The following is an 11,460-nucleotide window of genomic DNA, read 5'->3' as shown; positions in this document are numbered from 1 at the left end:
CCCCGGCGGGGGGGCCGCTACTGCTTGGCGAGACGGTCGAGTTCCGCCTCGATCGCCTCGCTCATCAGCGTCCGGGCGTGGGAGATCTGGAGCGTGCCGCTGAGCCAGCGCATGCTGAGGCCCTCCAGGAGGGCGGTGAGGCGCTCGGCGGCGGCCGCGAGGCCGACGGCGGGGGCCATCGGCGTGATCTGGCCGAGGAGGGCGGCGACCTCCTGGACCCAGACCAGCGTGGCGCGGGCCAGGTCCTCGCGGAGGACCTCGTCGAAGACGGCGCTGGCACGCAGCTCGCCCCAGGCGCTGCTGTTCTCGCGGACCTCGGTGGTGTCCTGGAGTTCGAGCAGGAGCGTCTGGTCGAGCTCCTCGCGCGGGCTGAGCGGCTCGGCGCCGGGGATCCGCTCGGTCGTGTAGCGGTCGGCGCGGTCGCTGATGAACTCCAGGGTCTTCCGGAGGATGCCGGTCCGGTCCTTGAAGTGGTAGTAGATCAGCGCGGTGGACACGCCCGCCTCCGCGGCCAGCTCCTCCACGCGCAGGCCGCGGACCCCGCGCCGGGCGATCACCCGGGCGGCGGCTTCGAGGATCTGAGTGCTGCGAGACGCCATGGTCCGCACCCTACCGGGCGTCTCCGACCGGCGGTGAGTCTCCCCCGCGATCCGGACGGATCGCGGGGGAGGTGGGACGGCCCGGCCCGCTCCTTGCGGCGGGGGCGAGGGACGGACGGCCCCGCCGGGAGGGGAGGGACCCCTGGGGGCGGGCCCGCGGGCCGGGCCGGGGACGTGCCGGGCGCCGCCGGGGGAGAGCGACCGGCACGTCGTCGGTGGGCGGTCCGTCGGACCGCGCGTCGTCAGACCGCGCGTCGTCAGACCGCGGGCGGGACGACCGGCTGCGACTGGGTGCCGCAGTGGATGCCGCCACCGCCGCTCGCGATGTTGTCGATGTTCAGCTGGACCACGGTCCGGCCGGGGTACGCGGCCCGAAGGATGTTGTACGCCGTGTCGTCGGCGTACGAGTCACCGAACTGCGGCACGAGCACGGCGTCGTTGGCCGTGTAGTAATTGGTGTAGCTGGAGAGGAAGGCGGAGCCGGTGCCGCGGATGTAGCGGCGGTCGGGGCCGGGCAGCTCGGTGATCGTCAGGCGGCGGCCCTTCGCGTCGGTCGCGCTCTGGAGGATCCGCTTCGTCTCCTCGTACACCGCGACCCACTTGGGGTCGGTGCGGGGACCGGGCTGGTCCAGGATGACGCGGCCGGGCCCGACGAAGCGCGCGAGGCAGTCGATGTGGCAGTCCGTGATGTCCTGGCCGGCGAGGCCCGGCACCCAGATCACCTTGTCGGCGCCGAGCGAGGACTTCATCGCCCGCTCGACCTGCGCCTGGCTCATGCCCGGGTTGCGGTTGGCGTTGACGAGCGAGCTGACCGTCGCCAGGACGGTGCCCTCGCCGTCGGTCTCCAGGGAGCCGCCCTCGCCGACGAACCCGGCCCGCACGCGCGGGAGGCCCCATTCGGCGAGCAGGGTCGCCGCCGCGGCGGCGTCGTTGGCGTAGGGCTGGGCGTACGAGGTGCCCGTCTTGCCCCAGCCGTTGAAGTTGGTGTCCACGCCGGCGACGGCCCCGGGGGCGACCACGAAGGTCGGGCCGAAGTCCCGTATCCACAGGTCGTCGACGGGGATCTCGACGACCTCGATGCCGTAGTACGCGCCGGGTCCGCACTCGTACCGGGCGTCGGCGGCCTGGGTCGGCCGGGCGAGGACGGTGACGGGCTCGTACCGGGAGAGCGCGTGGGCGACCCGCGCGATGTCGCGGCGGACGCCGGTCAGCTGCGTGGACCAGATCGACGAGAGGGCGGGCCAGGCCATGAAGGTGCGCACGTGGCGGTCGTGCTCGGCGGGCATCCGCAGGGTCGCGCCGGAGGGGCTGGTGGCCGCGCGGGCCGCCGTGGGGAGGGCCACTCCGAGGGCCGCGAGCGGCAGCGCCGCGGCGCCGACCTGGAGCAGGCGACGCCGGGACGTCATGGGCGTGTCCATGGGACTCCTTCTGAGGGGGGAAGGGGAGGTGGGGGCTCCCTGGCGGGGATCCCCGCTGCGCCGCATGCTGCCCCAGACTGAAAATTCAGTCAATAATCTACGCGGGTGGCGCGATCAAGGTGTGGAGGAAGCTCCTAAGACCCGTCAGGGCGCGGCCCGGTAGTGGGTGAAGGCCGCCGTCACGGGACCGTCGTCCGCCTGCGCGTCGATCAGGTGGACGACGACGAGCTCCTTGCCGTCGGCGCTGCGGATGCAGAAGGGGCGCTCGTCGGCGACGTCCTTGAAGGCGACGGAGGTGACCGGCTCGGTCTCGATGCCCTTCACGCAGTCGGCGGGGCCGAGCTCGTACCCGGTGGCCACGAAGGCGTCGCTGTCCTCGGGCAGGACGAACTCCGTGCGGTCGCGCGCCAGGTACCAGGTGGCCGTGTCCGCCGGGACGACCTTCCCGGCCTTGAGGTCGAACTCGTACGTGCTGTCGGGAGCGGTCAGCTCGGCCTCCGCCCGGCCGGGGACGTACGTCACCGGGGCTTCGGCGGCGGAGTCCCCGGACGGGGAGGTGACGTAGTACACCGCTCCCCCGGTCAGGGCCAGGGCGGAGACGGCCAGGACGACGGTCAGGGTCCGCCGGCGCCCGCGCTTGCGCGATCTTCGCGGCGCGTCCCCACTTCTCGGCGCCGGGACCGGCGCCGGAATCGGGGTCGGAACCGGGGTCGGTGCCAGCGTGGGCGTCGGGGGCGGGGTCGGCGTCATCATCGTCGGCTGCGCGTGGACCGGGAGCGGCGGTACGGCCCTGCCGGCGACCTCGCTGCTGATCGGCGAGGGCAGCCACCCCTCGCCGAACTCCGGGCGCGGCCCCACCAGCGGGTGCCGGTGCACGGCCTCGATCAGCTCGTCCGTCGTCGGGCGGTCCTCCGGCCGCTTGGCCAGGCACCAGACGACCAGGTCCCGCAGCTCGTACGGGATTCCCGTCAGGTCCGGCTGCTCGTGGACGACCCGGTAGAGCGCCGCCGACTCCGGGCCCGCGCCGAAGGGGGCCTGGCCGCTCGACACGTACGCGACGAGGGCGCCGAGTGCGAAGACGTCGGTGGCCTCCGACACGGGCCGGCCGAGCGCCTGCTCCGGCGCCATGAAGGCGGCGGTGCCGACCCGGAGACCCGTACCGGTGAGGGCGCTGGCGTCGGCGGCGCGCGCGATGCCGAAGTCGATGACCCTGGGGCCGTCCTCCGCGATCAGGACGTTGGCCGGCTTGAGGTCGCGGTGGACGACCCCGGCCCGGTGGATGGCCTGGAGGGCCTCGGCGATCCCGGCGACGAGGAGCAGGACCGTGCGCTCGGGGAGCGGGCCGTGCCGCTGGACGACCTGCTGGAGCGAGGGCCCGGGGACGTACGCGGTGGCGAGCCAGGGGGTCGGGGCGTCCACGCCCGAGGCGACGACCTGCGCGGTGAAGAGGCCGTGGATGCGCTCGGCGCTCGCGACCTCCTGCGCGAAGCGCATGCGGAACTCGGGGTCGCCGGCGAACTCGTCCCGCACCACCTTGAGCGCGATCGGCCGCCCTCCGGGCGTGTGGGCCAGGTACACCACCCCCATCCCGCCCGCGCCGAGGCGGGCCTGGAGGCGGTAGCCGCCGATCTCGTGGGGGTCGTCGGCCGTCAGCGCCGCGTGCGCGGGCTGGATTCCGGGGAGCTGAGCGGACATGCGGGGGCTCTTTCGACGAGGAGACCGGCCGGAAAACATCGGCCGCATCGTGCATCTAACTAAAGATTCAGTCAATATGCGACACTGATGGTAGAGACCACCAGGAGGGGATCACGTGGGGACGGACCGTAGAACGGCCATCTTGGAAGGCGCCGCCCGGGTCATCGCCCGGCGCGGGGTGCGCGGGCTGCGGATGGAGGAGCTCGCGGCCGAGGCCGGGGTGTCCACCGCGCTGATCTACTACCACTTCAAGGACCGGGCCGGCACCCTGCGCCACACGCTGGAGTTCATCAGCGACCGCGCCGACCGCTACACGGCGGGCGAGGAGGAGGGCGAGGAGGGGGACGCCCGGCAGGAGCTGGAGCAGACCCTCCTCCTGGAGTTCCAGGACGCCCCCGAGGTCCGCGAGAACAGCACCGCCTGGGGCGAGCTGCGCGCCACCGCGGTCTTCGAGCCCGAGCTCCGCGCCGACCTGGCCCGCGCCACCCTCGCCTGGATCCACGACGTCGCCGACCTCCTCGGCCGGATCGAGCCCACGATCCCCGCGCCCGAGCTCACGGCCTCGGCCGAGCGGCTCACCGGCCTCCTCGAAGGGCTCAGCACGCGCTGGCTGAGCGGAGCCCTGCCGCTCGCCCACGCGCGCGAGCTGGTGAGCGAGGCGGTGGCCCTGGAGGTCGAGCGCCTGAGCCGGTAACCGGACCGGACGCCATGGGGTCGGAGCGGCCCGGATCGGCCCGGATCGAACACAGGGAAAAGTTGACTGAATTTTCAGTCAGTGCCACAGTGTGGACACGAAAGGCCGTATCCGCCCTGACGGTGCCCGGGTTTCCCGGGCCGGTGCGTGCACGCTGTTTCCAGGCCACGCGCCCCCCACGACCCCAAGGTCCCGCAGGCTCACGATCGGAGACCCCCCATGTTCGACTTCCCGCCCTCCCGCCGCACGGCGCTGCGTGCCCTCGCCGGATTCGGCGCCTTCGCCCTCGGCGCCGCGGCCTGTGGCCCCAACGACCCGGACGCCTCCGCCGCCGGCACGGGCGCCGGTACGGGAACGGCCCCCTCCCCCAAGGCGTCCGCCGGAGCCGAGGGCCGCCGCTTCGGCGCCGAGTGGGAGAGCCACGCCCGGACCTTCATGTCGTGGCCCGCCCTCGCCTCCGTCTGGGAGGACGACCTCCCCTATGTACGGGAGGACATCGCGCGGGTCGCGCGGGCCATCGCGAAGTACGAGTACGTCGTCATGATGGCCAGGCCCGACCAGCTCCGCGCCGCCCAGAAGGCCTGCGGCAACGACGTCGAGGTCATCCCGCTCGCCGTCGACGACCTGTGGGCCCGGGACACGGTCCCCGTCTTCGTCGAGCAGGGCGGAAAGGTGGAGGGCGTCGACTTCCACTTCAACGGCTGGGGCAACAAGCAGGTCCACACGAACGACGGCACGGTCGGCGAGCGGCTCCTCAAGCGCTACCGCATCCCGCGGATCGACGCGCCCCTCGTCGCCGAGGGCGGCTCCTTCGAGACCGACGGCGAGGGCACGCTCCTCGTCACCGAGAGCTCGCTCGTCAACGACAACCGCAACCCGGGCATGAGCCGCGACGAGATCGAGGCCGACCTCAAGGAGACGCTCGGCGTCAAGAAGGTCATCTGGTTCAAGGGCGTGCGGGGCGAGGACATCACCGACGCCCACATCGACAGCCTCGTGCGCTTCACCGCCCCCGGCGTCGTCCTCCTCGACCGCGCCTTCCCGGGCACCCCCGCCGACTCCTGGTCGCGCTCCTCCGACGAGGCGGCGGACGTCCTCGCCGAGGCGACCGACGCGCGCGGCCGGTCCTTCGAGGTCATCGACCTGCCGCAGCCGAACCCCGACAAGATCACCGGCTACAGCGACGACTTCCTGTCCACGTACGCCAACTTCTACATCGGCAACGACGCCGTCTACATGCCCAAGTTCGGCGACCGGAAGGCCGACGACCGGGCGCGCGGAATCCTCCAGGAGCACTTCCCCAAGCGGGACATCGTGCAGATCAACATCGACACGATCGCCACCGGGGGCGGCGGCATCCACTGCGCCACCCACGACGAGCCCGGCAAGCCGATCGACTGATCCCCGCACCGGATCCCCACCCCCCACCGAACGACCCGAGGAGCCCCGTGTCCACCACCCGACGCCAGGAGCCGACCCGTGCCCGGCGCTTCCCCGCCGTGCTCGCCGGCTGTGCGATCGTGGCGGCCGTCGTCCTGGGCGCCACGCTCCAGTACGGCGAGCGCCAGGCCCTCGACACGGTGTACGAGGCCGGGGGCACCGCTCCCGACCGGGTGGACGTCGCCGCGACGGTCCAGCGCGTCGACGCCGCCGCCCGGGAGCTGGTCCTGCGCGTCCAGGTCACCCCGCGGGGCGAGCTGGCCGAGGCCGGGGGCCTCTCCCCCACCGAGGACCTGACGCTCCAGACCTCGGCCTCGATCAAGGGCGACCTGTCCTTCCCCGCGCACAGCCGGATCGCCGGCCGGGACCTGCCCGTCACCCTGACGGGCGGCTCGATCACGGACTACCCCTTCGACGCCTACGACGCGGCGATCGAGTTCAGCGCGACCCAGGGCGGCCAGGAGGTCCCGGTCCGCATGACGCTGAAGAACAACGACGCGCTCTTCGCCGCCTCCGTGGACGCCGCGGAGGACGAGGGGACCGCCGTCTTCGACGTCGGCCTCGGCCGGTCCAACAGCGTGCTCGTCTTCGCCGTCTTCATGATGCTCGCGATGTGGGCCCTCGCGATCGCGGTGCTCACCGGCGCCTGGTTCCTGGTCACCCGCCGCAAGGGCCTCACCTGGCCCGCCCTCGGCTGGATGGCCGCCACGCTGTTCGCCCTCGCGGCCTTCCGCAACACCGCCCCCGGCCAGCCGCCGATCGGCAGCCTCCTGGACTGGATCGCCTTCCTCTGGGCGGAGACGGTCGTCGCGTTCTGCCTGGTCACGGTGGTCGTCACCGGCTTCCGCGCCGAGCGCGCGGAAGCCGCCGAGACCCCTTAGAAGGGTCTCAGGGCGTGGTCGTGGAGACCGCGTACACCTTCGGGAAAGCCGGGTCCGTCATGTCGACAGCGATGTCGGTGGTCGGGCGCGGCTTTTCGCGGTTCACCGTGACGCCCTGCCAGGTCGCGCCCTCGGCGAACTTCCACCCGGTGATCTCGACGGCCTTCTCCCCGATGGGGTTGAGGCCGGGCGTCAGCGCCGAGCGCGAGGTGCCGGACTCCTCCAGGAAGACGTCGAGGCCGACGGCGTCCGTCGTGAACTCGGCGTAGAACCGGCTGGTCTTCCAGTTGCTGGTCTCGTAGTACTTCACGGCCCAGGCGTCCCACGGGACCGGGACCTCGAAGATCCGGCGCTTCATCCCGGACGGCCGGTTGGTCTGGAGCCCGGAGGCGGAGGCCTCCTGCTCCTTCATCCGGCCGCTGTCGCGGCTCTGGCCGGCGGAGATGACGAGATACCCGGCGGGGATGCCGACGAGCAGCACGATCGTGACGGCCGTGAGCCACCGGCGGCGGATCATGTGCCGCCGGTCCTCGGGCATCTTCTCGGGTCGTGGGCGGGACTGCGGGGACGGGTTCTGCGTGGTCATGAAGAAGGATCCTCGGGGGCGCGCGCGGCCTTGCCCTGGGTCCCGCTGCGCAGGGCCTGGGCGTACCGCTCGTACCGTTCGTACCGCTCCACCCGGCGCCGGTTGGCGCGGCGGAAGCGGCGGGCGACGAGCCGGGCGAGGTCGGCGGCGCCGACCATCCCGGCCTCGGGGCCGAGCTGGGCCCGGGTGATACGGGCCTCGGGACGGTAGCCGCGACCGGTGAGGTGGCGGCGGAAGGCGTCCCTGGCGGGCCCGATGAGCAGGTCGTCGGCGGCGGAGACGCCTCCGCCGATGACGAAGCAGGAGGGGTCGAGGGCGGCGGCGAGGTTGGCGATGCCGACGCCGAGCCACTGGCCGATGTCCTGGAGGAGCTCGACGCACATGGCGTCGCCCTCACGGGCGAGCTCGGTGATGAGCGGTCCGGTGATCTCGGGGACGTTCCCCTTGACCCGTTCGATGATCTCGTACGCCACCGGGGAGTCGGCGGCGGCCAGCTCGCGGGCCTCGCGGACCAGGGCGTTGCCGGAGCTGTACTGCTCCCAGCAGCCGCGGTTGCCGCAGGGGCAGCGGTGCCCGCCGGGGACGACCTGCATGTGGCCGAACTCCCCGGCGACGCCGAACTTGCCCCGCTTGACCTGGCCGTCCTCCAGGATCGCGCCGCCGATGCCGGTACCGAGCGTGATCATGACGAGGTGGTCCTCGCCGCGGCCCGCGCCGAAGCGCCACTCGGCCCAGGCGGCCGTGTTGGCGTCGTTGTCGACCATGACGGGCACGGCCAGACGGCCCTGGAGGGAGTCCCGGAGGGGCTCGTTGCGCCAGGCGAGGTGCGGGGCGAAGAGGACCCTGGCCCGGTCGGCGTCGACCCAGCCGGCCGCGCCGATGCCCACCGCGTGCACGTCGTGCCGGTCGGAGAGGTCGAGGACCAGCTCGACGATGGTGTCCTCGACGACCTTGGGGCTCTTGGACTTGTCGGGGGTCTCGGTGCGGATCTTCTCCAGGATGTTGCCGTCCGCGTCGACGACCCCGGCCATCACCTTCGTACCGCCGATGTCGATGCCGACGGTCGGCACGCGGGGCGCCGTCAGGTGGGAGCGGCGCTCCCGGGTCCCGACGGTGCGCAGCACGGTGCCGCGGGCGGAGCCGCGGTGCGTCAGGTCACGGTAGGTACTCATCGGCTCCGATTCTGCCAGGTGGGGTGGGCGGGGGGCCGGGTCCTCGGCTACGTGGCCGAGGGCCGTTCCAGCTCGTGGCGGAGGTCCTCCAGCTCGCTGCCGCCGGCCATCTGGCGGGTCAACTCGTCGAGCGTGACGGAGTCCTTGGTGTGGCTGCCGGCCATGACGCCCCGCTTGAGGAGGACGAAACGGTCGCCGACGAGGTACGCGTGGTGGGGGTTGTGCGTGATGAGGACCACGCCGAGGCCCTGGTCACGGGCGGCGGCGACGTACTTCAGGACGACGCCGGACTGCTTGACGCCCAGGGCGGCGGTCGGCTCGTCGAGGACGAGGACCTTCGCGCCGAAGTGGACGGCGCGGGCGATGGCCACGCACTGGCGCTCGCCGCCGGAGAGGGTGCCGATGGGCTGGTCGACGTCGCGGAGGTCGATGCCCATGCGGAGCAGGGCGTCGCGGGTGGTGGTGCGCATGAGGTCGACGTCGAGCCGCTTGAAGGGGCCCGCGCCCTTGGTGGGCTCGGAGCCGAGGAAGAAGTTCCGCCAGACCGGCATGAGGGGGACGACGGCGAGGTCCTGGTAGACGGTGGCGATGCCCCGGTCGAGGGCGTCGCGCGGGTTGGCGAGGGTGACCTCCTCGCCCTCGATGCGGAAGGTGCCGGCGTCGTGCCGGTGGAGCCCGGCGACGATCTTGATGAGGGTGGACTTGCCGGCGCCGTTGTCGCCGAGGACGCAGGTGATCTCGCCGGAGCGGACCTCCAGGGAGACGCCTTCGAGGGCGCGGATGTTGCCGTAGTACTTGCTGACGTCGGCCAGCTCGACGAGGGGGGTCGCCACGGGTGCGGTGTCCACGGGTGCGGTCGTCACTTGGTGGCCTCCACGCGCTTGCGGATCCAGGCGTTGAGCAGGGTCGCCAGGAGGAGCATCGCTCCCAGGAAGAACTTGAACCAGTCGGGGTTCCATTCGGCGTACACGATGCCCTTGCTCGTCATGCCGAAGATGAGGGCGCCGACGGCCGAGCCGATGGCGGAGCCGTACCCGCCGGTGATCAGGCAGCCGCCGATGACGGCCGCGATGATGTAGATGAGCTCGTTGCCGACGCCTTCGCCCGACTGGACGACGTCGAAGGAGAAGAGCAGGTGCTGCCCGGCGATCCAGGCGCAGAAGGCCACGGCCATGTAGAGGCCGATCTTGGTCCGGTAGACCGGGACGCCGACCGCGCGGGCCGCGTCGGCGCCGCCGCCGACGGCGAAGATCCAGTTGCCGAAGCGGGTGCGCAGGAGGATCCAGGTGGCGACGGCGACGAGGCCCAGCCACCACAGGATGGTGACCTTGAGCTCGACGCCGCCGACGGTCAGCGTGGAGGCGAAGACCTTGCGGGCGGAGGGGAAGCCCTCCATGTCGGCGATGGACTTCGTGGAGACCGTGCCGCTGATCAGCTTGGTGAGGCCGAGGTTCAGGCCGGTCAGCATGAGGAAGGTGCCGAGCGTGATGATGAAGCTGGGCAGCTTGGTGCGGGTCAGCATGAAGCCGTTGAAGACGCCGATCGCGAGGGTGACGAGCAGCGAGACGCCGACGCCGACCCAGACGTTCGCCGTCATCTGGTAGCTGAACATCGAGGAGACCAGCGCCGAGCTGGTGACGAGGACGCCGGCGGAGAGGTCGAACTCGCCGCCGATCATCAGGAGCGCGACCGGGACGGCCATGATGCCGATCGTCGAGGCCGCGTAGAGCACGGTGCCGAGGCTCGCGGGGCGCAGGAAGCTGTCGGCGGCGACCGAGAAGAAGACGAAGACGGCGATCGCGCCGACGACCGAGCCGAGCTCGGGGCGGGCGAGGAGCTTCTTCAGCGGGGTCGTCCGCAGGAGCCGTTCGTCGACGTGGTCCACGCCGTCCGAGGGCGGCGCCGTGGGGCTGCTCATCGGGTACCCCGCTCGGTGTACTTCTCCAGCTCGGCCGCCTGGTCCTTGGTGATGATCTGGGGGCCGGTCAGGACGGGCTTGCCGCCGCCGAGGACGTCGGCGTTGTAGCGGTAGAGCCAGAGCAGGTCGACGGCCTCGTACCCCTGGAGGTAGGGCTGCTGGTCGACGGCGAAGCCGAGGGTGCCGGCCTGGAGGGCCCCGGCGACCTTGGCGTTGAGGTCGAAGGTGTCGACCTCGGCCTTGCTGCCGGCGCTCTTGGCGGCCTGGACGGCGGCGTCGGCGAAGGGGGCGCCGAGGGTGACGACGGCGTCGACGGACTTGTCGGACTGGAGCTTGGCCTCGATGGACGCCTTGACGTCGGGCATGTTGGTGCCGTCGACGTACAGGTTCACGAGCTCGCCGTCGAAGGTCTTCTTCGCTCCGGCGCAGCGCTGCTCGTGGCCGACGTTGCCCTGCTCGTGCAGGACGCAGAGGGCCTTCTTCCTGCCGCGCCCGTTCAGCTCGTCGCCGACGGCCTCGCCGGCGACGACCTCGTCCTGGCCGATGTGGGTGAGGGCGCCGAAGGCCTTGGACTGCTCGGCGCCCGAGTTCACGGTGATCACCGGGATGCCGGCCTTGACGGCCTTCTCCACGGAGGCCTTCATCGCGTCGGGCTTGGCGAGCGTGACGATCAGGCCGTCGACGCCCTTGGCCACGTACGAGTCGATGAGCTGGGCCTGCTGCTGGGCCTCGTCGCTGTGGGCGTAGAGGAAGTTGATGTTGTCCTTGACGGCGGCCTGCTTGGCGCCGTTCTGGACGATGTCCCAGAAGGTGTCGCCGTCACCGGAGTGGGTGACCATGGCGAAGGTCCAGCGGGGGGTGTCGACGGCCGCCCTTCCCTGGGCGGCGGCGGCCTTGCGGGCGTCCTCCGCCCGCTTGCCGCCGGTGCTGCTGCACCCGGCGAGCGCGCCCGTGAGCGCGAGCGCGAGCACGGTGCCGATGACGGCCCGCACCCCTCCTGAACGAAGCCTGGTCACGAGCCCGTGCCCTCCTTTGTCTCCTTCTGCGTGCATTGCAG

At 72.1% G+C, this 11,460-nt stretch carries 11 protein-coding genes; 3 read left to right on the top strand and 8 right to left on the bottom strand.

The window, feature by feature from the left end; all coding sequences use genetic code 11:
• Positions 1–17 precede the first annotated feature (17 nt).
• From ACFC0Z_RS16550 to ACFC0Z_RS16540, 3 genes are all read right to left on the bottom strand, one after another.
• The gene (locus ACFC0Z_RS16550) at positions 18–599 is read right to left on the bottom strand and encodes a TetR/AcrR family transcriptional regulator (RefSeq protein WP_376437869.1); all 582 of its coding nucleotides are present in this window, start codon (positions 597–599) and stop codon (positions 18–20) included.
• Positions 600–856: 257 nt separating this feature from the next.
• Complete coding sequence (locus ACFC0Z_RS16545) at positions 857–2,017, bottom strand: agmatine deiminase family protein (RefSeq protein ID WP_376437867.1); 1,161 nt, start codon at positions 2,015–2,017, stop codon at positions 857–859.
• Between the two features lie 144 nt (positions 2,018–2,161).
• Positions 2,162–3,712 (bottom strand): serine/threonine-protein kinase, encoded by a 1,551-nt coding sequence (locus tag ACFC0Z_RS16540; protein ID WP_376437864.1) that lies wholly within the window; start codon positions 3,710–3,712, stop codon positions 2,162–2,164.
• A 142-nt stretch (positions 3,713–3,854) separates the two neighbouring features.
• Between ACFC0Z_RS16540 and ACFC0Z_RS16535 the strand changes: the two genes are divergently transcribed.
• The 3 genes from ACFC0Z_RS16535 (at position 3,855) to ACFC0Z_RS16525 (ending at position 6,727) form a co-directional block, all read left to right on the top strand.
• Complete coding sequence (locus ACFC0Z_RS16535) at positions 3,855–4,406, top strand: TetR/AcrR family transcriptional regulator (RefSeq protein WP_376437862.1); 552 nt, start codon at positions 3,855–3,857, stop codon at positions 4,404–4,406.
• A 219-nt stretch (positions 4,407–4,625) separates the two neighbouring features.
• Positions 4,626–5,807, top strand: coding sequence for an agmatine/peptidylarginine deiminase (locus ACFC0Z_RS16530; protein WP_376437859.1), 1,182 nt, complete (start codon positions 4,626–4,628; stop codon positions 5,805–5,807).
• Between the two features lie 47 nt (positions 5,808–5,854).
• Positions 5,855–6,727 (top strand): DUF4436 family protein, encoded by an 873-nt coding sequence (locus ACFC0Z_RS16525; RefSeq protein ID WP_376437857.1) that lies wholly within the window; start codon positions 5,855–5,857, stop codon positions 6,725–6,727.
• Positions 6,728–6,734: 7 nt separating this feature from the next.
• On the opposite strand, the gene ACFC0Z_RS16520 is transcribed toward ACFC0Z_RS16525, so the two are convergent.
• The 5 genes from ACFC0Z_RS16520 to ACFC0Z_RS16500 are packed head-to-tail and all read right to left on the bottom strand — an operon-like array spanning position 6,735 to position 11,419.
• A complete protein-coding gene (locus ACFC0Z_RS16520) occupies positions 6,735–7,313 on the bottom strand; it encodes a hypothetical protein (RefSeq protein ID WP_376437855.1) in 579 nt (192 codons plus the stop codon).
• Positions 7,310–8,485, bottom strand: coding sequence for an ROK family glucokinase (locus ACFC0Z_RS16515; RefSeq protein ID WP_376437853.1), 1,176 nt, complete (start codon positions 8,483–8,485; stop codon positions 7,310–7,312). The genes ACFC0Z_RS16520 and ACFC0Z_RS16515 overlap by 4 nt, the downstream gene beginning before the upstream one ends.
• Positions 8,486–8,532: 47 nt before the next feature.
• Positions 8,533–9,348: an ATP-binding cassette domain-containing protein gene (locus tag ACFC0Z_RS16510; RefSeq protein WP_376437850.1), complete on the bottom strand. Its 816-nt coding sequence runs from the start codon at positions 9,346–9,348 to the stop codon at positions 8,533–8,535.
• Entirely contained in the window at positions 9,345–10,403 is a 1,059-nt protein-coding gene (locus ACFC0Z_RS16505; RefSeq protein WP_376437848.1) for an ABC transporter permease, read from the bottom strand. Before ACFC0Z_RS16505 ends, ACFC0Z_RS16510 begins: the two co-directional genes overlap by 4 nt.
• Positions 10,400–11,419, bottom strand: coding sequence for a sugar ABC transporter substrate-binding protein (locus ACFC0Z_RS16500; protein ID WP_376437846.1), 1,020 nt, complete (start codon positions 11,417–11,419; stop codon positions 10,400–10,402). The genes ACFC0Z_RS16505 and ACFC0Z_RS16500 overlap by 4 nt, the downstream gene beginning before the upstream one ends.
• Positions 11,420–11,460 lie beyond the last annotated feature (41 nt).

This window comes from Streptomyces sp. NPDC056144, from assembly GCF_042264145.1.
Taxonomy (GTDB): Bacteria; Actinomycetota; Actinomycetes; order Streptomycetales; family Streptomycetaceae; genus Streptomyces.
Note: the sequence above shows the minus strand (reverse complement) of the source record. Positions and strands in the feature narration are given on the sequence as shown.

Coding starts and splice junctions, on each gene's coding strand:
- ACFC0Z_RS16550 (WP_376437869.1), bottom strand. CDS start 599: ATGGCGTCTCGCAGCACTCAGATCCTCGAAGCCGCCGCCCGGGTGATC.
- ACFC0Z_RS16545 (WP_376437867.1), bottom strand. CDS start 2,017: ATGGACACGCCCATGACGTCCCGGCGTCGCCTGCTCCAGGTCGGCGCC.
- ACFC0Z_RS16540 (WP_376437864.1), bottom strand. CDS start 3,712: ATGTCCGCTCAGCTCCCCGGAATCCAGCCCGCGCACGCGGCGCTGACG.
- ACFC0Z_RS16530 (WP_376437859.1), top strand. CDS start 4,626: ATGTTCGACTTCCCGCCCTCCCGCCGCACGGCGCTGCGTGCCCTCGCC.
- ACFC0Z_RS16520 (WP_376437855.1), bottom strand. CDS start 7,313: ATGACCACGCAGAACCCGTCCCCGCAGTCCCGCCCACGACCCGAGAAG.
- ACFC0Z_RS16515 (WP_376437853.1), bottom strand. CDS start 8,485: ATGAGTACCTACCGTGACCTGACGCACCGCGGCTCCGCCCGCGGCACC.
- ACFC0Z_RS16505 (WP_376437848.1), bottom strand. CDS start 10,403: ATGAGCAGCCCCACGGCGCCGCCCTCGGACGGCGTGGACCACGTCGAC.